This window comes from Sulfurivermis fontis, assembly GCF_004001245.1.
Taxonomy (GTDB): domain Bacteria; phylum Pseudomonadota; class Gammaproteobacteria; order Thiohalomonadales; family Thiohalomonadaceae; genus Sulfurivermis; species Sulfurivermis fontis.
Genome location: NZ_AP018724.1, coordinates 167,502 through 186,492 on the forward strand (window position 1 = coordinate 167,502; position 18,991 = coordinate 186,492).

Annotated in this window: 19 protein-coding genes; 18 read left to right on the forward strand and 1 reads right to left on the reverse strand. The window is 61.0% G+C overall.

All coding sequences use genetic code 11. From position 1 onward, the window contains the following. Nucleotides 1-68: 68 nt before the first annotated feature. The 14 genes from EP379_RS00840 to EP379_RS00905 all read left to right on the forward strand — a co-directional run bounded on the left by EP379_RS00840 (nt 69) and on the right by EP379_RS00905 (nt 15,703). Nucleotides 69-380 carry a DUF1840 domain-containing protein gene (locus EP379_RS00840; protein WP_127474796.1) on the forward strand — a complete coding sequence of 104 codons (312 nt, stop codon included), beginning with the start codon at nt 69-71 and terminating at the stop codon, nt 378-380. A 327-nt stretch (nt 381-707) separates the two neighbouring features. Beyond that, complete coding sequence (locus EP379_RS00845) at nt 708-1,100, forward strand: hypothetical protein (RefSeq protein WP_127474798.1); 393 nt, start codon at nt 708-710, stop codon at nt 1,098-1,100. A 255-nt stretch (nt 1,101-1,355) separates the two neighbouring features. After that, on the forward strand, nt 1,356-2,777 hold the full coding sequence (locus tag EP379_RS00850) for a form I ribulose bisphosphate carboxylase large subunit (RefSeq protein ID WP_127474800.1): 1,422 nt from the start codon (nt 1,356-1,358) through the stop codon (nt 2,775-2,777). Between the two features lie 115 nt (nt 2,778-2,892). Next, a complete protein-coding gene (locus EP379_RS00855; protein WP_127474802.1) occupies nt 2,893-3,252 on the forward strand; it encodes a ribulose bisphosphate carboxylase small subunit in 360 nt (119 codons plus the stop codon). Between the two features lie 88 nt (nt 3,253-3,340). After that, a complete protein-coding gene (locus tag EP379_RS00860; RefSeq protein WP_127474804.1) occupies nt 3,341-4,150 on the forward strand; it encodes a CbbQ/NirQ/NorQ/GpvN family protein in 810 nt (269 codons plus the stop codon). Nucleotides 4,151-4,240: 90 nt separating this feature from the next. Next, a complete protein-coding gene (locus EP379_RS00865; RefSeq protein ID WP_127474806.1) occupies nt 4,241-6,571 on the forward strand; it encodes a nitric oxide reductase activation protein NorD in 2,331 nt (776 codons plus the stop codon). After that, a complete protein-coding gene (locus EP379_RS00870; protein WP_127474808.1) occupies nt 6,571-6,948 on the forward strand; it encodes a hypothetical protein in 378 nt (125 codons plus the stop codon). The genes EP379_RS00865 and EP379_RS00870 overlap by 1 nt, the downstream gene beginning before the upstream one ends. Nucleotides 6,949-6,961: 13 nt before the next feature. After that, a complete protein-coding gene (locus EP379_RS00875; RefSeq protein ID WP_127474810.1) occupies nt 6,962-7,291 on the forward strand; it encodes a hypothetical protein in 330 nt (109 codons plus the stop codon). Between the two features lie 57 nt (nt 7,292-7,348). Then, nucleotides 7,349-7,909 (forward strand): LbetaH domain-containing protein, encoded by a 561-nt coding sequence (locus tag EP379_RS00880; RefSeq protein ID WP_127474812.1) that lies wholly within the window; start codon nt 7,349-7,351, stop codon nt 7,907-7,909. 38 nt (nt 7,910-7,947) lie between these two features. Next, nucleotides 7,948-9,144, forward strand: a complete 1,197-nt coding sequence (locus EP379_RS00885; RefSeq protein WP_127474814.1) for a ketose-bisphosphate aldolase — start codon at nt 7,948-7,950, stop codon at nt 9,142-9,144. A 220-nt stretch (nt 9,145-9,364) separates the two neighbouring features. Further along, nucleotides 9,365-10,744, forward strand: coding sequence for a ribulose-bisphosphate carboxylase (locus EP379_RS00890; RefSeq protein ID WP_127474816.1), 1,380 nt, complete (start codon nt 9,365-9,367; stop codon nt 10,742-10,744). A 369-nt stretch (nt 10,745-11,113) separates the two neighbouring features. Further along, nucleotides 11,114-12,139 carry an IS110 family RNA-guided transposase gene (locus EP379_RS00895; RefSeq protein WP_127474818.1) on the forward strand — a complete coding sequence of 342 codons (1,026 nt, stop codon included), beginning with the start codon at nt 11,114-11,116 and terminating at the stop codon, nt 12,137-12,139. A 283-nt stretch (nt 12,140-12,422) separates the two neighbouring features. After that, on the forward strand, nt 12,423-13,226 hold the full coding sequence (locus tag EP379_RS00900) for a CbbQ/NirQ/NorQ/GpvN family protein (protein WP_127474820.1): 804 nt from the start codon (nt 12,423-12,425) through the stop codon (nt 13,224-13,226). A 212-nt stretch (nt 13,227-13,438) separates the two neighbouring features. Continuing rightward, the gene (locus EP379_RS00905; RefSeq protein WP_127474822.1) at nt 13,439-15,703 is read left to right on the forward strand and encodes a nitric oxide reductase activation protein NorD; all 2,265 of its coding nucleotides are present in this window, start codon (nt 13,439-13,441) and stop codon (nt 15,701-15,703) included. A gap of 42 nt (nt 15,704-15,745) precedes the next feature. On the opposite strand, the gene EP379_RS00910 is transcribed toward EP379_RS00905, so the two are convergent. Further along, a complete protein-coding gene (locus EP379_RS00910; protein ID WP_127474824.1) occupies nt 15,746-16,207 on the reverse strand; it encodes a DsrE family protein in 462 nt (153 codons plus the stop codon). Nucleotides 16,208-16,364: 157 nt separating this feature from the next. Here EP379_RS00910 and EP379_RS00915 point away from each other — a divergent pair, with 157 nt between their 5' ends. The 4 genes from EP379_RS00915 to EP379_RS00930 all read left to right on the forward strand — a co-directional run bounded on the left by EP379_RS00915 (nt 16,365) and on the right by EP379_RS00930 (nt 18,981). Beyond that, complete coding sequence (locus EP379_RS00915; RefSeq protein WP_172600331.1) at nt 16,365-16,802, forward strand: c-type cytochrome; 438 nt, start codon at nt 16,365-16,367, stop codon at nt 16,800-16,802. A 49-nt stretch (nt 16,803-16,851) separates the two neighbouring features. Next, entirely contained in the window at nt 16,852-17,241 is a 390-nt protein-coding gene (locus tag EP379_RS00920; RefSeq protein ID WP_127474828.1) for a DUF302 domain-containing protein, read from the forward strand. A gap of 90 nt (nt 17,242-17,331) precedes the next feature. Continuing rightward, nucleotides 17,332-17,940 (forward strand): Spy/CpxP family protein refolding chaperone, encoded by a 609-nt coding sequence (locus EP379_RS00925; RefSeq protein WP_127474830.1) that lies wholly within the window; start codon nt 17,332-17,334, stop codon nt 17,938-17,940. A gap of 111 nt (nt 17,941-18,051) precedes the next feature. Beyond that, nucleotides 18,052-18,981, forward strand: coding sequence for a TauD/TfdA family dioxygenase (locus EP379_RS00930; RefSeq protein ID WP_127474832.1), 930 nt, complete (start codon nt 18,052-18,054; stop codon nt 18,979-18,981). Nucleotides 18,982-18,991 lie beyond the last annotated feature (10 nt).

Here is an 18,991-nt window from a genome sequence, read left to right on the forward strand (position 1 = left end):
TCTTTGCCGGCATCACCCGGCGGGCTGAAGCCCGCCCTGCATCAACCTACTGTCGGGAATCCTTGTCCATGCTGGTGACCTTTCACAGCCGCGCCTATGCCGATATCACTCTGTTCGGCGATGTCGCGAAAACCCTGCTCAAGATGATGGGCCATAGCGGCACCGTGCCCGGCGCCCTGCTGGCGGAGGACATCCCGGCGGCGCTGACGCGGCTGCGGGCGGCGTTGGCGGCGAAACAGCAGGCGCACGATGAGGACAAGGGAGACGAAGAAGAGGACGAGGAGAAGGAGGCGAAGCCCCCACTCGACGTGCGAGCGTTGCCCCTGGTCGAACTGCTGGAGGCCTCGGCGCGCCGGGGTTGCGACGTGATGTGGGATTGACCCGCCGCAGGGGCGGATTCGCTTACGATCAGCAACTGCCTGCGGTGCAGTTGCGCGTACTGCGATCAGCGACTATGTATTAGGGAAGGTCTGAATAAGTCCATCCTGGACTTTTCAGGTCGCTCCCGCCCCTCCCTGGGCTGCGCGACATAAGTCCATCCGTGGACAAAACCACGCCACGCGAAAAGTGTGATTTTCGCTTGGCTTCATTTTCAACGACTTATCGTCGTTGAAAAATGGCGGCACATCCCTGTGCCGCGGAAGCTCTGAACTTATTCAGAGCTTCCTTAGCAGTACATGGCCATGCAGCGCAGGAATCTTCCAGGCATGAAATCCAGTCTTCCTGATCTGCCGATCCTCAAGTCGTTGCCGCTGCGCATGGAGGCGGTGCATTACAACAATGTCTATCTCGCCCTGCACCGTCTCGGTGATCCGCTGCGCCTGATGTTGTCCGGCGTGCGTGGATTCGAGGTACGGCTCAGTCACGATGCATGGGTCTGTTTCGATCGCACCAGCGACAATCATCCCCTGCTGGCCTGGACCGGTTTTCGCGGCAATGCGCGCAGCGGTCTGTATGAGCCGGTACCCTGCCGCCTGCTGATGTATCACCCCTACGCCTCGCTGCTGATGCGCAGTCTACCGCGAGAAATCAGCCGTCTGCTGATTCGTCGCCTGAACCAGCGCCGCGTTTCCACGCTGGCGCAGCTCCATCCTCTCTGAGTTTCATCCTGCCAGCGCTGATGGACAGCCATAGTTCATCAGTCGACCATTATGCCTCCATAAGTCAATAAATATTGTCTTATCATTTCGGCAATTATTATTGAATTTACTTTATAGGACGGCTGCCTACACTTGAGTCCAACAAGGGATACGCCTTGGTGAACGACATCCGGCCTGAACCCCGCCACGCGGGATGCTCGACGGGGTGTCAATGGACCATCTGAAATCGCTAACCGATCGTGGAGGGCAAGCGAAATGGCAGGAAAGACTTATAACGCGGGCGTTAAAGAGTACCGCGAAACTTACTGGGATCCCAACTATACGCCGAAGGACAGCGACATCCTGGCCTGTTTCAAGGTCGTGCCGCAGGCCGGCGTACCGCGTGAAGAGGCCGCCGCTGCCGTATGTGCCGAGTCCTCCACCGCCACCTGGACCACGGTGTGGACCGACCTGCTGACCGACCTGGACTACTACAAGGGCCGTGCCTACGCCATCGAGGACGTGCCGGGTGACGACGAGGCGTTCTATGCGTTCATCGCCTACCCCATGGGATTGTTCGAAGAAGGTTCCGTAGTCAACGTCTTTACCTCCCTGGTCGGTAACGTATTCGGTTTCAAGGCGGTGCGTTCGCTGCGTCTGGAAGACGTGCGCTTTCCGCTGTGGTTCGTGACCACCTGCGATGGTCCCCCGCACGGTATTCAGGTCGAGCGCGACAAACTGGACAAGTATGGCCGTCCGCTGCTGGGCTGCACCATCAAGCCGAAGTTGGGTCTGTCCGCCAAGAACTATGGCCGCGCCGTATACGAGTGCCTGCGCGGCGGTCTGGACTTCACCAAGGACGACGAAAACGTCAACTCCCAGCCGTTCATGCGTTGGCGCGATCGTTTCGAGTTCTGCCAGGAAGCCATCGAGAAAGCCGAGCGCGAGACCGGCGAGCGCAAGGGACACTACCTGAACGTGACCGGACCCAACATGGAAGAGATTTACAAGCGCGCGGAGTTCGCCAAGGAGATCGGTACTCCGATCATCATGTCCGACTACCTGACCATCGGCTGGGCCGCCCAGGCCAGTCTGGCGCGCTGGTGCCGTGATAACGGGATGCTGCTGCATGTCCACCGTGCGATGCATGGTGTCATCGATCGCAATCCGAAGCACGGCATCAACTTCCGTGTGCTGGCCAAGATGGCACGTCTGCTCGGTGCCGACCACCTGCACTCTGGTACCGTCGTCGGCAAACTGGAGGGCGATCGCGATGCGACGCTCGGCTGGATCGATCAAATGCGTGAGCGTTATGTGAAGGAGGATCGTTCGCGCGGTATCTTCTTCGATCAGAACTGGGGCCACATGCCCGCCGTGATGCCTGTTGCTTCCGGTGGCATCCATGTCTGGCATATGCCCGCACTGGTTTCCATCTTCGGTGACGACTCCGTGCTGCAGTTCGGTGGTGGCACCATCGGCCATCCGTGGGGCAACGCCGCTGGCGCCGCTGCCAACCGCGTCGCACTGGAGGCCTGCGTGCAGGCCCGCAACGAAGGTCGTGTAATCGAGAAGGAAGGCAAGGATATTCTGACCAATGCCGCCAAATCCAGTCCTGAGCTGAAGATGGCGATGGAGACCTGGAAAGAGATCAAGTTCGAGTTCGACACCGTCGACAAGCTGGACGTGGCGCATAAGTAAGTCGCAAGTTGCAAGTGACAAGTTGCAAGTGGTGTCTCTTGCCACTTGTAACTTGAAACTTGTGACTCGATTCCAGAACGCACACGAAGTTACGACTGAATTTGGAGTGAAGACCATGAGCGAAATGCAAGACTACAATTCCCGCCTGTCGGATCCGAACAGCCGCAAGCTGGGCACCTTCTCCTACCTGCCGCAGATGGATGCCGACCAGATCCGCAAGCAGATCCAGTACATCGTCGACAAGGGTTGGAACCCGGCAATCGAGCATACCGAGCCGGAAGAGGCCGGCAGCCACTACTGGTACATGTGGAAACTGCCGATGTTCGGTGAAACCGACGTCAGTCGCATTCTCGACGAGATCGAGGCGTGCAAAAAGGCCAATCCTGGTCACCACGTCCGTCTCATCGGTTACGACAACATCAAGCAGTCCCAGGGTGCGAACATGATCGTACATCGTGCCCCGATCAAGTCCTGAGGAGTGAAACCGGAAGTACGGGCCGCCATTGAAGGGCGGCCCGCTTCAAAGCGAATTCTTGTTTGCCCGAAACGAGGAGCATGGTGCCATGAGCGAAGTCAATCGCGATCAGTACTTGGTGAAGAGCGAACCCTACTACCATCCCGTGGCTGATGAAGTGGCACTCTATGAGGCCGCTTACAGCGTGCGCATGCCGGTCATGCTCAAGGGTCCGACGGGTTGCGGCAAATCCCGCTTCGTGGAATACATGGCATGGAAACTCGGCAAGCCACTGATCACTGTGGCGTGTAACGAGGATATGACCGCATCCGATCTGGTGGGTCGTTTTCTGCTCGATATCAATGGGACCAAATGGCAGGATGGTCCATTGGCCATCGCTGCCCGCATCGGCGCCATCTGTTACCTCGATGAGGTGGTCGAAGCCCGCCAGGACACTACCGTGGTGATCCATCCGCTGACTGACCATCGCCGACAACTACCGCTGGAGAAGAAGGGCGAGCTGATCAATGCCCATCCGGATTTCCAGATCGTCATCTCCTACAACCCAGGCTACCAAAGCCTGATGAAGGATCTGAAACAGTCGACCAAGCAGCGTTTCGGCGCCATGGATTTCGACTATCCGGCGGCCGAGATTGAGACCAAGATCGTGGCCCATGAGTCCGGTGTCGATGAAAAGACCGCCGCGAAGCTGGTACAGGTGGCACAGCGTTCGCGCAATCTAAAGGGACACGGCCTTGACGAGGGCATCTCGACACGTCTGTTGGTCTATGCCGGGCAACTCATCGCCAAAGGCATCGACGCCAAGGCGGCCTGCCGCATGGCGCTGGCCCGTCCTCTCACCGACGATCCGGATATGCGTGATACCCTCGACGCCGCCGTGGATACCTTCTTCGGCTAAGAGCGGCAGCAAAAGCGATGAGTTGCGTGGCCAACCGCCGACTCCCCGCTGTCCGGCAAACGTCACATCTGTGCAGACGAGGGCAGGGCCATGAGCGTTTCTCTTGATGATTACCGCGAGGAATTAATCCAAGCCGCACCGGCTTTGGCCGATACTCTGGATGGCATCTTCCACGAGGCGGCGCGCACCATGTCGCCCACCGGTCTGAAGGACTACATGGATGGGGCGCGCGGAATTATGAACCTGGGCAAGGGCTCGGCCTTGCTCACCACCTATCTGGAAGAAATGCCGTTGGTGGCCAGGGAGTGTGGCGACGATGTGATCCGCGATGCGGTTCACTCGGTAATGAAACTCGCCTCGATGGTTTCGGGAGAAGTGCTTACCCTGGTTTTTGCCACCCTCCCCACCGCCGCGCGCCGCCTCGGCGACCCCGAACTGCTACGTGCCTATCTGCAACTGCTGCATCGGTTGGTCGCCAAGGCACCGCGCGGCCTGCGTCCCATGCTGGGCGTATTGGATGAACTGCTTGGTAAGTTGACACTTTCCGGTCTGCGCCGCTGGGTAGATTTCGGTGCCGAGGCCTACCGGCGCGACTTACCCAAGCAGGCCGCCTATTTCGGTTTGCAGAGCGAAGACAGCAAGGCGGTATTGCAGCGCGAGCGGCGCGGCACTCTCTTTATCGACAATCAGCGCAAGCTCAATTTCTACCTGCGCGCCTTCTGGGGGCGGGATTTCTTCATGCGCCCGAGTGCTGCCGATTATCTCGGTTTCCGACCCTTTATCGAGGCGCGTGCTATGCACCTGCCCGATGCAGCCGATGACCTCGGCGATTTGACCGGACTCGATCTCTATCGCGCCATGGTGGCACATATGGCCGCCCATCTGGTCTATACCACGCAACCCCAGTCGGCCGAGGCGCTCGCACCGGCACAGATGTTCTTTGTCGGATTTTTCGAAGATGCGCGGGTCGAGTATTGCGCCATCCGTGACTTTCCGGGCATGCGCCGGCTGTGGCGGTCTTTCATGGAGTTGCCCAAAGAGGGCAAGGCAGAACACGAATCGGTGCCCTTGCTGGAGCGTACGGCGCTGGCCTTGCTGGTCCCGGAGATCACTACCGGGGATGATGAAATCGACGCCATTGTGGCGCGATTCCATACCAACATCGCGGCCAACGCCGAACACGGCATGTTTTCATGGCACCTGGGGCTCGATCTTTTCAATCTGTTATCACAGCGCAAGGCGGTGCCGAGCCTGCGTATCCTGGAAAACCTGCGCCTTCCCTACCGTGATGACAACCGCTTCGTCTGGTCGCTGGATCAACATGACTGGAACGAATCGACCGCCTATCTGCCGGCGAGCCAGCGTCAGGTGCGCCGCAAGGTCGGCTTGATGGAGTTCGTCAACGAGATCGACGTGGAAACCGCCGGCGATGACGCTCAGGAAATCTGGACGCTGGAGACCGAACTCTTTCCCTATGAAGACGAAGGGGTGTCGTTCAACCAGATGGAGGGCAAGGAACCGGTTTCCGAGCCGTTTCATTACCAGGAGTGGGATTACCAGGTACAGTTGTACCGTCCCAATTGGGCAACTATCTACGAACGGCGCCAGAGTCGTGGTGATCCGGAAATCATCGATGAGGTGCTCACCGCCCACAAAGGCGTATCGCACCGTATCAAGCAGATCATCGATCGCCTGCGTCCGCAGGGCGTGTCGCGCATGCGCAAGCTGGAGGACGGTGACGAACTGGATATCAACGCTGCCGTGGAGGCGATGGTGGCGGCGCGCATGGGGCGCAATCCTGATCCACGCATCACGATGCGCTACGTAATCAATCGCCGCGACCTCGCGGTAGTGATCCTGCTCGATCTTTCCGAATCGACAAACGAGAAGGTGCGTGGCACTGACAAGACGGTAATTGATCTGACACGCGAAGCCTGTGCATTGGTGGCCACAGCCATCAACGGCATTGGCGACCCCTTTGCCATTCATGGTTTTGCCTCAGACGGACGCCATGATGTGCAGTATTACCATTTCAAGGATTTCGAGCAGCGTTTTGATGACGATGTCAAGAGCCGTCTTGCCGGCATGAGAGGTGGGCTGTCCACCCGCATGGGGGCCGCGATGCGCCACGCTGCCAGGCACCTGATGCAACGGAGCGAAAAACATAAGCTGCTGCTCATTGTTACCGATGGCGAGCCAGCCGATATCGATGAGCGTGATCCGCAATATTTGCGTCTGGATGCGAAAAAGGCAGCTGAGGAATTGCGCACCAAAGGTATCCTGAGCTACTGCCTTACCCTCGATCCCGAGGCAGACCGTTACGTGGAGCGGATCTTCGGCGCCAACAACTACACCATAATCGATAACGTGCAGCGTCTGCCGGAAAAACTGCCGACGCTGTTTGCCAGCCTGACGCGCTGATGGCTGCGCGCCTCGATGATGTGCCGGTCTATGCCAGTCGGCCTGACGAGATTGGGGCGCGCCATTACAATCTGTGGCGCCGAGCACGGCAACGGTTCGGCCATCCGCTGCGTCTGGAATTGCCAGGCGTATCGGGGATGGAGCTGATTCTCGATGACGATGCCTGGGTGGTGGTGGATGTGCGCCAATTCGAACTGCCGATTCTGGCCTGGGTGGAGCTGCAGGGCGAACGTCGCAGCGCACTGCATCAACCGGTGCGATGCCAATTGAATTATTACCATTTTGCCGCGACGCGGCTTCGCGCCAAGGTGCTGGACATTCTGGAGCGTGCCCTGGAAGATAGATTGCGTTCGCCTCATCACGGAATATCCAAATAAGAGAGCCAAGCCGATGAACAGCAGACCGCATGCGCCTCCGGGCCAGGTGACCTATGTCGGCATTCATGACGATGATGATGGCGGCATGACCGCTCTTGGCTTGGTGGTGCGCGATGCGTGGGTGTTCGGCATCATCCCGGAGAACGAAAGCTGCAAAGGGTGGACTGCGCAACAGATGCAAGCGTTGTATGAGAAGGTGCACGCCGCCTGGGAGCCCTATGCCCACCTGCCCAGCCGCCTGCCGGAAGACTTGCGTACCCGCCATGCCCGCATCCACGATGCCGCGCTGGAGCGGGCCCGTGCCCAGGGTTGGGATGCCAGCCTGGACGATGAAGATGATTGAGTCGGCGCGACACACCATAACGCGCGTTCCGTTTTCGTACAGCCGAGAGAGCAAAGCATGATCCGCAAGAATCCCAGCGGCGACCTGCCGATAATCCACGAGAGCGCCTTCGTCGATCCGACGGCGATCATCTGCGGCAAGGTGATCGTGCACGAGAACGTGTTCATCGGTCCCTATGCGGTGATCCGTGCCGATGAGGTGACTGCCGACGGCGGCATGGAGCCGATCGTCATCGGCGCCAACTCCAATATCCAGGACGGCGTGGTGATCCACTCCAAGTCCGGTGCCGCGGTGACCATCGGCGAACACAGCTCCATCGCCCACCGCTCCATCGTCCACGGCCCCTGCACGGTGGGTGACCGGGTGTTCATCGGTTTCAATTCGGTGCTGTTCAACTGTGTGATCGGCGCCGGCTCGGTGGTGCGCCACAACTCGGTGGTGGAAGGCTGCCACGTGCCGGAAGGGTTCCATATTCCGTCCACCACCAACATTCACAACGATGCCGATCTGGCCCGCATCCAGCCCGTCCCCGTGGACATGACCGCCTTTTCCGAGGACGTGGCCCGTACCAACGTCGACCTGGTGCGCGGCTACAAGCGTCTGGCGAACGAATTCTGAGCGCCGGGCGCGCGATGCGGTAGGCAGGAGATAGCACGATGCCGTTGGTGGACATGGGGGACATGCTGCGTCACGCCTATACCCATCGCTATGCCGTGGGGGCGTTCGATCTGGTGAGTCTGGATTTTCTCCAGGCCATCATCGAGGGTGCCGAGGCCTGCGACGCGCCGGTGATTCTCAGTCTGGCCGAATCCCACTTTGCGTATTTCGATCTGGAGCTGCTGATGCCGGCGGTGGAGGCGGCGGCACGGCGCAGTCGTGTGCCGGTGGCCATCCACCTGGACCATGGTGCCAGTCTGGAATCGGCCAGACGGGCGATTGCGCTTGGCTGCAACGGGGTGATGGTCGATACCTCGAGCCAGCCGTTTGCGGCGAATGTGGCGCGCAGCGCGGAGATCGTGCGTATGGCACACGCTTGCGGCGTCACCGTGGAGGGCGAGCTGGGCTATGTACCCGGTGTCGAGGGGGAGGATGCCGAGCGTCACCCCGGGGCGCTGGTCTACACCACGGTGGAAGAGGCGCGCGACTATGTGGCGCAGACCGGCGTCGATTGTCTGGCGGTGTCCATCGGTACGGTGCACGGCCACATGCGCGGTACGCCGGAACTGGATTTCGAGCGCCTCGCCGCCATCAACGCGGCGCTGCGCCTGCCGCTGGTGATCCATGGCGGCACCGGTCTGGGCGAGACACAGTTCCGCCGCCTCATCGAGCACGGTGTGGCCAAGATCAATTACTACACCGCCCTGTCCGAGGCCGCTGCCGCGGCGATCCGCCGCCGTGCCCTGCAAACTGACGCCGGTGGTTATACCGGCCTGGTGCGTGATGTACAGGCGGCGATTCGGGCAGAGGTGGAACGCTGCATCCGTCTGTGGGGCGGCGCCGGCCGTGCGGCGGACGTGCTGGCGCAGTGTCGCCCCTGGCACAACGTCGAGCACGTCATTCTGTACAACACGGCGGGTATGGCGGACGCGGACGCACATGCCATGATGGCGGAGGGACAGCGCGTGTTGGCGGCGATCCCCGGCGTGCGCCAGGTGGCGGTGGGGGAGGCGGTCGATGAGGCCGCGCGCTATCGCTACTGTTGGCTGATCCGTTTTTCCGCTCAACCGGTCATTTCCGCCTATAAACATCACCCCGACCATGTGGATTTTGCCGACCGGTTGTTCCGGCCGGTGGCCGCAGACCGCGTCACGGTGGATTTTGCACTGCGGAGTCACAACCAGGAGCTGTCCTGAGAGGGAAAGAGCCGAAGAAACAGCAAGTTACCAATCAGAATACATTAAAGGATAAGCAATAACTTATCCATTCTATCAGTATTTCAGATTTTCTTTATGAAAATCGATCGAGTATCTTTTGCCCCGCGTTTTATACAGATACGGCTTCTGTGTATATGATGGCCGGCGAGAACAACCGTCAGCCGTTTTTTACTCAAACAATGTCAGGGGTAATTGATAGATGGATCAGTCCGCACGTTATGCTGACCTCTCGCTGAAAGAAGAGGATCTGATCGCCGGTGGCAAGCACATTCTGTGCGCCTACAAGATGAAGCCGGCCAAGGGTCATGGCTTCCTGGAAGTGGCTGCCCACTTCGCCGCCGAGTCTTCCACCGGTACCAACGTCGAAGTCTGCACCACCGACGAATTCACCAAGGGCGTCGACGCCCTGGTCTACCACATCGACGAAGCCACCGAAGAGATGCGCATTGCGTATCCGCTGGAGCTGTTCGACCGCAACGTCATCGACGGCCGCATGATGCTGGTCTCCTTCCTGACCCTGACCATCGGCAACAACCAGGGCATGGGCGACTGCGAATACGCCAAGATGTACGACTTCTACATGCCGCGCCGCGCCATCGAGCTGTTCGATGGTCCGTCCAAGGGCATCTCCGATCTGTGGCGCGTGCTGGGCCGTCCGGTGGTCGATGGCGGCTACATCTCCGGCACCATCATCAAGCCGAAGCTGGGCCTGCGTCCGGAGCCGTTCGCCAAGGCGGCCTATCAGTTCTGGCTGGGCGGCGACTTCATCAAGAACGACGAGCCGCAGGGTAACCAGGTGTTCGCTCCCATGAAGAAGGTCATGCCGCTGGTGTATGACGCCATGAAGCGCGCCATGGACGAGACCGGCGAGGCCAAGATCTTCTCCGCCAACATCACCGCCGACGACCACCGCGAAATGATCGCCCGTGGCGAGTTCATCCTGGAGACCTTCGGTCCCGATGCTGACAAGGTGGCCTTCCTGGTCGACGGTTACGTCGGCGGCCCGGGCATGGTGACCACCGCCCGCCGTTACTTCGCCAACCAGTATCTGCACTACCATCGTGCCGGTCACGGCGCCGTGACCTCCCCCAGCTCCAAGCGCGGTTACACTGCCTACGTGCTGGCCAAGATGAGCCGTCTGCAGGGTGCCTCCGGTATCCACGTCGGCACCATGGGCTACGGTAAGATGGAAGGCTCCAAGGATGACCGCAACATCGCCTACATCTGCGAGCGCGACGAGTTCCAAGGCCCGGTCTACTACCAGAAGTGGTATGGCATGAAGCCCACCACCCCGATCATCTCCGGTGGCATGAACGCCCTGCGTCTGCCGGGTTTCTTCGAGAACCTGGGCCACGGCAATGTGATCAACACCGCCGGTGGCGGTTCCTACGGCCACATCGACTCCCCGGCCGCCGGTGCCAAGTCCCTGCGCCAGGCCTACGAGTGCTGGAAGGCCAAGGCCGATCCGATCGAGTGGGCCAAGGAGCACAAGGAGTTCGCCCGTGCGTTCGAGTCGTTCCCGCACGACGCCGACAGGCTCTATCCGGGCTGGCGCGAAAAGCTGGGCGTGCATAAGTAAGCAGCACGTGCAGTTGTAGGTAATACAGAGAAACGCCCCCTTTTTTCGGGGGCGTTTTTCTTCCTGTAGTACAAACCCGCGCGTAATATGGGAATTGCAGGACGCAGGCCAGCGCGCATCGGAAGCGGTGCGCGGCGGCATGCGGATTTGCACAGGAGAATTGAATGGACGCCTCCCACCCCGTGAGCGCTGAACACGAGTTATCCGGCGCGCTGGCCGTCTTCGGTATGGAGGGACCTGCGGCGCCCGGCGCCGTGGATAGCTTTGCGGTGTGGGTGGGATGAAGGTGGACCCTCACGGGCCGACGGCATCGAAGTGCCCAAGGTGGAAGATACTGAAGGTCTTCACAGGCAAACCGGAGGGTCCGAAATGAATGGTAGCAAAACGGTCGTTGGCGTGGATATCGCCAAGCGGGTATTTCAGTTGCACTGGATCGACATGGAGACCGGAGAGATCGTGAGCCTGCAGCTCAAGCGCGAGAAGTTCCTCGAACACTTCGCTAACCGGCAACCATGCCTCATTGGGATGGAAGCCTGCGGCGGTGCGCAGCACTGGGCGAGGAAACTCACGGCGCTGGGCCACCAGGTCAAGCTCCTGCCAGGCAAGGCGGTGAAGCCGTTCGTCACCGGCAACAAGAACGACCGGCAGGACGCGCGGGCGATCTGGACAGCGGTGCAGCAGCCGCACGTCAAGGCGGTGGCGATCAAGACGGAAGAACAGCAGGCCATCCTGGCGCTGCACCGCATGAGGAGCCAGTTGGTCAAGTTCCGCACCGCGCAGATTAACGGCCTGCGGGGGTTGCTCGCCGAATACGGTGAAGTGATGCCGCAGGGCAAAGCGGGGGTCAGGAAGGGAATTGCTGCGGCTTTGGCCAGACTGGAAGACCGGCTGCCGGCAATGGTGATCGATACGTTGCGCGAGCAATGGGCGCGCATCGAGAAGCTGGATGGGGAAATCGCCGCCATCGAGCAGCGCATCCAGCTGTGGCTCAAGCAAGACGAAGCTTGCAAGCGAATCGCTGAAATTCCTGGTGTCGGGCCGCTGACCGCCACGGCGGCGGTCGCCATCATGGGCGACGCCAAAGCCTTCAAGTCGGGGCGAGAGTTCGCCGCCTTCGCCGGCCTGGTGCCGCGACAGGTGGGCACTGGTGGGCGCATCAAACTGCTCGGCATCAGCAAGCGCAGTGACACCTACCTGCGCACCTTGCTGATTCACGGTGCGCGATCCGTGCTGACCCACGCCAAAGACCCCGGCCCGTGGGTCACGAAATTACGCCAGCGCCGGCCGCTGAATGTCGCGGTCGTGGCCCTGGCCAACAAGATGGCGCGAACGATCTGGGCGATGCTCGCCCATGAACGGACGTACCAAAAGGGATTCGTCAGTCAGCCGGCATAGGTGCCTGACGAGTGTATCAACCACTTTGAAGAAAGGAGTGGCCGCCGTAAAGGTTGCGCAAGGTCGATAAAGTGTGATGGCAAACAGGTCAGACCGTGACCCGCCAAACCTGTATGGCGGTAAGGACTTCGAGTCCTTCAGGAGAATGAGGCGCGGGTCAGCGGATTCCATCAGGGCCAGCAGGTCTATTCCTGCACAACAGGCCGGATATAGAACTGCAGCCTATCTGTCCCAACACACCAAAATCGCCCTTGGCAAACGGGAGGCGTCCATATAGAACGCCATGAGCGACAAAGAACAGTACAAGGTCCACAAGGAACCCTTCTATCAGCCGCAGGGCAATGAAGTCGCCCTGTATGAAGCGGCCTATCGCAACCGCCTGCCGGTGATGGTCAAGGGCCCGACCGGCTGCGGCAAGTCGCGCTTCATCGAATACATGGCCTGGAAGCTGGGCAAGCCGCTGATCACCGTGGCCTGCAACGAGGACATGACCGCCTCCGACCTGGTGGGCCGCTACCTGCTCGAGTCCGGCGGCACGCGCTGGCTGGACGGCCCGCTCACCACCGCCGCGCGCATCGGCGCCATCTGCTATCTGGATGAAGTGGTGGAGGCACGCCAGGACACCACCGTGGTGATCCACCCGCTCACCGATCATCGTCGCACCCTGCCGTTGGACAAGAAGGGCGAGCTGATCGAAGCCCATCCCGACTTCCAGCTGGTGATCTCCTACAACCCCGGCTATCAGTCGCTGATGAAGGATCTCAAGCAGTCCACCAAGCAGCGCTTCACCGCCTTCGAATTCGATTACCCGGAAGCCGAGTTGGAAACGACGATCCTGGCCAAGGAAACCGGCCTCGATGCCGCGGTTGCCGGCAAGCTGGTGAAGATCGGCCAGACGGCGCGCAATCTCAAGGGCCATGGCCTGGACGAAGGCATCTCCACCCGTCTGCTGGTGTACGCCGCCACCCTGATCAAGGACGGCGTGGCCCCGGCCGATGCCTGCCGCATGGCCCTGGTGCGTCCCATCACCGACGACGCCGACATCCGCGAGACCCTGGATCACGCCATCGACGCGACCTTCGCGTGAAGCCAACGCCAAAAGATTTCAACGCAAAGGCGCGAAGAACGCAAAGAGTGCAAAGGAGAGCGATGTGAAATTCACCTGTAGGGGCGTCTCTGGCGTGATGCGGCGCACCAGGCCAGCCGCGCGCCAGGTTTGGCAGGAACCGCTCTTACCCCGATTTCTTTGCGGCCTTCTGCGCCCTTTGCGTCTTTGCGTTTAATTCTTGCATCCGTGCCATGACCGAAACTGCATACGAACATCCCTTGATGAAGGCCTACTGGAAGCAGCTCAACAGCGGCTTCCCGCAGGTGCGCGAGGTGTTCGAGGACTGCATGGTGGAGGCCCTCGCGGTGCTGTCGCGCGAGGGGCTGTCCGCCTATCTCGATGCCGCCGGCTTCATCGGTCGTCTTGGCCGCGGCGTCGAGCCGATCCTGGTATTTCTGGAAGAGTGGCCGTCAGTGGCCCAGGCGCTGGGGGAGGAGGCGTTGCCGCCGGTGATGGAGGCGATCAAGGCGATGCAAAAGTCGCCCAACGGCAAGGCCATCGCCCCCTTTTTGCAGACCCTGGCCCCGGTGGCGCGCCGGCAGCACTCGCTGGAACAGCTGCGCCATTATCTCGACATCGCACTCGACCTGATGCAGCGCACCACCGGTTCGATCCACGGCCATCACACCACCTTCCCCAGCCCCGGCCTGCCGGAGTTTTTCCAGCAGGCGCCGTTCCTGTTCGCGCAGTTGTCCATGGAAGGCGTGCGCAATTGGGTGGAATATGGTATCCGCAACTACAGCCGCCATCCCGAGCGGCAGATCGAATACTTCGCACTGAAGTCCGCCGACAGCCGCGCCGTGCTGCAACGCGAGCGCCACGGCGTGTTGTTCGCCGATGTGGAGCGCAAGCTGGACCTGTATCTGCGCGGCCTGTGGCAGGACAGCGAGACGTTGGTGCCCTATTCCACCGCCTTCGACGAGCTGCGCAAACCGATCCCCTATTACGACAAGCTGGGCATGCGCGTGCCCGATGTCTTCGACAGCCGCAACGAGGTCAAGGGCATCGACCGTTACCGCGCGGTGCTGGCCCATATGGTGGGTCATCGCCGCTGGACCAGCCAGGTCATCGCCGACAACTACAGCCCGCTGCAGCGCATGGGCGTGGAGTTCTTCGAGGACTGCCGCATCGAGACGCTGCTGATACGCGAATACCCGGGCCTGAAAAAGATCTTTCTCGCCCTGCATCCCCATCCCGGTGAGGACGACTGCGATCAGGAGACCATGTCCTGCCTGCGCCACCGCCTGACCATGCTGTCGCGTGCCCTGCTGGACGAAAACCACGGTTACAAGAATCCGGCCATCCTCGAATTCGTCGATCGCTTCCATACCCTGCTGGCGCGGGGTGAGTCCAGCACGCGCGAGATCGCCGACCTGGCCCTGGCCTTCAGCGCGCGCACGCGCCGGCAGAGCGATCAGTACGCCAATGTCTACTTCGACAACACGGTGATCGACTACCGCGACGACAACCGTCATATGTGGCAGTTCATCGAGGATAGCGACGACGAGGATTACTTCGACGACCCGGACAAGAAGCAGAAGAAAGAGGCGGAGGTGCAGACCCTGCCGCCGCGCCACTATCCGGAGTGGGACTACAACAGCCAGACCTACCGCCCCGACTGGGTCAGCCTGTACGAGGCGCTGCATCCCAAGGGCAATGCGGCGGATATCGACCGCCTGCTGCAGAAGCATGCCGCGCTGGCCAAGCGGCTGAAAAGGATGCTGGACCTGCTCAAGCCGCAGGACAAGGTGCGCATCCGCTATCAGGAGGAGGGCAGCGAGCTGGACCTCGACGTGGCGATCCGCTCGCTCATCGACTTCATGGGCGGCGCCACTCCCGACCCGCGCATCAACATGAGCCACCGCACCTCGGGCCGCAACATCGCCGTGTCGCTGCTGCTCGACCTGTCGGAGTCTCTCAACGAAAAGGTGGCCGGCTCCGAGCAGACCGTGCTGGAACTGTCGCAGGAGGCGGTGTCACTGCTGGCCTGGTCCATCGAACGGCTGGGCGACCCCTTCGCCATCGGTGGTTTCCATTCCAATACGCGCCACGACGTGCGCTACATGCACATCAAGGGCTACCGCGAACACTGGAACGACGAGGTGAAGGCGCGTCTTGCCGCCATGCAGGCCGGCTGGTCCACGCGCATGGGCGCCGCCATGCGCCATGCCGCGCATTATCTGGAAGGGCAGAGGGCGGACAAGAAGCTGCTGCTGATCCTCACCGACGGCGAGCCCGCCGACGTCGATGTGCAGGACGGCAAGCTGCTCATCGAGGATGCGCGTCGTGCCGTGAAGGAACTGGATCAGAAGGGCATCTTCACCTTCTGCATCAATCTCGATCCCAAGGCCGACGAATACGTCAGCGACATCTTCGGCCACCGCTACGCGGTGGTGGACAACATCCAGCGCCTGCCGGAAAAGCTGCCGCAGTTGTTCATGGCGCTGACAAAGTAGTTAGTTGCAGGGTGCGCGCTGCGCGCACCCTGCAGGCCGGTGTCACGGCTTGATATAGACGTAGCCGCGCAATTGCAGCTCACCCACGGTGGCGACGCCGGACGGCACGATCACCGCATTCATGTTGACCGCGTTTTCGTCCAGCATGCGCCCGTTCAGCGTATTGCGGCAGACGTTGAATTTGACGCCCTGGTTGGCGAGATCCTGCACCATGTCGCCGTGGCTCTTGCCGGCGCTGTCCTTCCAGTCCTCCAGCAAAAAATCGATGCCCTTGCCGTGGGTGACCACGACGATCTCGGCATTGCCCGCGCCGACGGCATTGATATGATTCTGCACGTTGCGCAGGGCGACGCCGGCAACGGCGCTGTCATTGATGTGATAGACCACCTTCTGCTTGTGGTAACCGTTTTCCGCGGACTCCTGCTTGCTGCCGGTGCCGGCGCATCCGATTATCAGCAGGCTGGCGCCAAGCAGCAGTGCTGTCGCTGTGGTGTGCAGATTCATGATGACTCCTCCATAGTTTTTATGTGGTATTTTCCAGCCTGAACCCCTGGGCCGGTGATCTCTAGATTCAGCATGCCCCGGCGTTATTCCGTTACCTGCGGGAACATGAAGTCATTTGTAGCGTCTACACTACATGGCAGGCACCACGACATACACCATGCGCACATTTCTATTGATACTGGCGGGCATTTCCCTCGTCGCTTGCAGTGAATCGGCACCGCCCGGCGGACCAGGGCGCAATGCCGATCCGGCGCGCATCACGCGGGGCGCCGAATTGTTCCGCCAACATTGCGCGGTGTGTCACGGTGCCGTGGCACAAGGTGGTGCCGCGTGGCGGACGCGCAACCCCGACGGCACCTTCCCGCCACCACCGCTGAACGGCACCGGCCACGCCTGGCATCACCCCTGGACGGCCCTGAAGCGCACCATTCGGGAGGGTACGGCGGCGCTCGGCGGCAACATGCCGGCCTGGCAGGGGACGCTGAGCGAGGAACAGATCGAGGATGTGATTCTGTGGTTCCAATCGTTATGGAGCGACGAGGTGTACGCGGCGTGGTGGGAGATAGACCAGCGCCAGCGGCGCGGCGATCGCTGAAAGTTGCCGCTGCCGGGCTAACGTCAATAGCAAAGAAGGAGATCGATGTATGTACGGATTTACCGTAAACACGGCAGGTGATTTCAATACGGCCCTGGCGCGCGTGACCGAGGCCCTGAAGGCCGAGGGGTTCGGTGTGCTCACGGAGATCGATGTGGCCGCGACGCTGAAGGCCAAGCTGGGGGTCGACAAGCGTCCCTACCGTATCCTCGGTGCCTGCAACCCCAAACTGGCGAATCAGGCGCTGGAGGCGGAACCGGATATCGGACTGCTGCTGCCGTGTAATGTGGTGGTGCGCGAGGACGAGGATGGCAAGGTCGTGGTCGGCTTCATGGACCCGGTGCCGGTGCTGGGTCTGGTGCAGCGCAAGGAGCTGGAGCCGTTGGGCAGTGAAGTGCGCGCCAAATTGCAGCGTGTGGCCGAGGCCTTGCGCAGCTGATGGGGGCTGTGCCCCGCCCCCTTGTCGTTGGCGCTTGAATTTCGGAAGCCGCGCCTGTTGCACGGCATGGATGAGCAGGAGGTGATGACGATGCAAAGGTTAACTGAATGGCGTTGGAGCATGCCGCTGTTTCTTACGGCGGTATTGGTCATGGGCGTGGCGCAGGCCGCAGATCCCCGTCCGGCCTATGGTCCCGGCATGATGGGTGGTTACGGCATGGGGCCGGGGATGATGGGTGGCTACGGCATGGGGCCCGGTATGATGGGCGGCTATGGCCCGGGCCTGATGTATGACGGTGGCGATGGTTACGGTCCCGGTATGATGGGGGGCTGGGGCATGGGGCCCGGGATGATGGGCGGTTACGGCTTGGGGCCCGGGATGGGGATGGGTCCCATCTGGGCACTGGATCTGAATGAAAACCAGCGCCGTGCCATCGACAACATCATGGCCGAGCAGCACAAGCAGCATTGGGCCGCGATGTCCGCCATGATCGCTGCCCAGGGCCGTCTGCGCGAGCTGCAAATGGCCGAGCAGTGGGATGAGAAGGCCATTAGCGGCGTGTATGACGATATCTACAAGCAGCAACGGGCCATGATCGAAGCCATGGTTCGTGCCCGCAACCGCATCTACGATCAGCTCAGCGCCGAACAGAAGGCACAGCTGCGACGCTGGTCCTGGGGCGGCCGCTGGGGTCGCTAGTACGTCAGGGGGCGGGCCGCATGCCCGCCCCTGTTTCCTGATCCAGGTCAATGTCGCGTGTGCTTCGGCCCCTGTTAAACTACAGTCCGTTTTTCATCTCCGAGGCCAGGCATGAGTTCTGAGGTTCCCCCCGGGTCGCCCTTCGATTTGCACAACGAGGCGGCCTACCGCCGCTGGCGCGATGCCAAACTGACCGATTATCCGCAACGGGCCGAGCAGCTCATCGTCGAGGTACGCGACCCGCGCGCCTTGAGCGACGGCGAAGTTGCCGCACTGCAGCAGCGCCTGCGAAAGGCCAATATGGTCATTTATGCCGCAGCCACCGGTGACGATCCGGACAAGGCCATCCCGCGCGAGTTGGGTCGCCGCTTCGGCCTGGTGCACCTGGACAGCAACTATCTGGCCGATGACGACGGCATCACCTCGCTCACGGTCAATCCGGAAGGCGAGCACCCCAACTACATCCCCTACACCAACAAGCCCATCAAGTGGCACACCGACGGTTACTACAACACGGCGGCAAAACAGATCCGCGGCCTGATCCTGCACTGCGTGCATGCGGCCGGTGCCGGTGGCGACAACGGCCTCATCGATCCGGAGATCGCCTACATCCTGCTGCGCGATGAAAATCCGGACTTCATCCGCGTGCTGATGCGTGGCGACGTGATGACCATTCCGCCCGGCAAGGACGGCGAGGGCGGCGAGCGTGATGCGGCCAGTGGACCGGTATTTTCCTATGATGCGGCGAGCGACAGCCTGCACATGCGTTATACGGCGCGCAAACGCAACATCGAATGGAGCCAGGACTCGATGACCCAGGACACGGTGGCCTTCCTCGAACAACTGCTCGACAGCGCCAACATGCCCTACCGTTTCCGCGCCCGTCTCGAACCGGGCATGGGCCTGCTGTGCAACAATGTGTTGCATGACCGCAGCGGATTTACCGACCCGGCAGAGGGTGAGCGGCGTCTGCTCTACCGTGCGCGCTATTTCGATCGCGTTGCCGGTACCGGACTGCGGCAGGTCTATCCGCAGCTGTAACGGCTCCGCG

Bases quoted from the DNA above. Each gene is read 5' to 3' on its own strand.
- EP379_RS00905 (WP_127474822.1), top strand. From the start codon at position 13,439: ATGACCGAAACTGCATACGAACATCCCTTGATGAAGGCCTACTGGAAG.
- EP379_RS00895 (WP_127474818.1), top strand. From the start codon at position 11,114: ATGAATGGTAGCAAAACGGTCGTTGGCGTGGATATCGCCAAGCGGGTA.
- EP379_RS00900 (WP_127474820.1), top strand. From the start codon at position 12,423: ATGAGCGACAAAGAACAGTACAAGGTCCACAAGGAACCCTTCTATCAG.
- EP379_RS00915 (WP_172600331.1), top strand. From the start codon at position 16,365: ATGCGCACATTTCTATTGATACTGGCGGGCATTTCCCTCGTCGCTTGC.
- EP379_RS00910 (WP_127474824.1), bottom strand. From the start codon at position 16,207: ATGAATCTGCACACCACAGCGACAGCACTGCTGCTTGGCGCCAGCCTG.
- EP379_RS00845 (WP_127474798.1), top strand. From the start codon at position 708: ATGAAATCCAGTCTTCCTGATCTGCCGATCCTCAAGTCGTTGCCGCTG.
- EP379_RS00925 (WP_127474830.1), top strand. From the start codon at position 17,332: ATGCAAAGGTTAACTGAATGGCGTTGGAGCATGCCGCTGTTTCTTACG.
- EP379_RS00870 (WP_127474808.1), top strand. From the start codon at position 6,571: ATGGCTGCGCGCCTCGATGATGTGCCGGTCTATGCCAGTCGGCCTGAC.
- EP379_RS00860 (WP_127474804.1), top strand. From the start codon at position 3,341: ATGAGCGAAGTCAATCGCGATCAGTACTTGGTGAAGAGCGAACCCTAC.
- EP379_RS00855 (WP_127474802.1), top strand. From the start codon at position 2,893: ATGAGCGAAATGCAAGACTACAATTCCCGCCTGTCGGATCCGAACAGC.
- EP379_RS00850 (WP_127474800.1), top strand. From the start codon at position 1,356: ATGGCAGGAAAGACTTATAACGCGGGCGTTAAAGAGTACCGCGAAACT.
- EP379_RS00840 (WP_127474796.1), top strand. From the start codon at position 69: ATGCTGGTGACCTTTCACAGCCGCGCCTATGCCGATATCACTCTGTTC.
- EP379_RS00890 (WP_127474816.1), top strand. From the start codon at position 9,365: ATGGATCAGTCCGCACGTTATGCTGACCTCTCGCTGAAAGAAGAGGAT.
- EP379_RS00865 (WP_127474806.1), top strand. From the start codon at position 4,241: ATGAGCGTTTCTCTTGATGATTACCGCGAGGAATTAATCCAAGCCGCA.
- EP379_RS00875 (WP_127474810.1), top strand. From the start codon at position 6,962: ATGAACAGCAGACCGCATGCGCCTCCGGGCCAGGTGACCTATGTCGGC.
- EP379_RS00880 (WP_127474812.1), top strand. From the start codon at position 7,349: ATGATCCGCAAGAATCCCAGCGGCGACCTGCCGATAATCCACGAGAGC.
- EP379_RS00885 (WP_127474814.1), top strand. From the start codon at position 7,948: ATGCCGTTGGTGGACATGGGGGACATGCTGCGTCACGCCTATACCCAT.
- EP379_RS00930 (WP_127474832.1), top strand. From the start codon at position 18,052: ATGAGTTCTGAGGTTCCCCCCGGGTCGCCCTTCGATTTGCACAACGAG.
- EP379_RS00920 (WP_127474828.1), top strand. From the start codon at position 16,852: ATGTACGGATTTACCGTAAACACGGCAGGTGATTTCAATACGGCCCTG.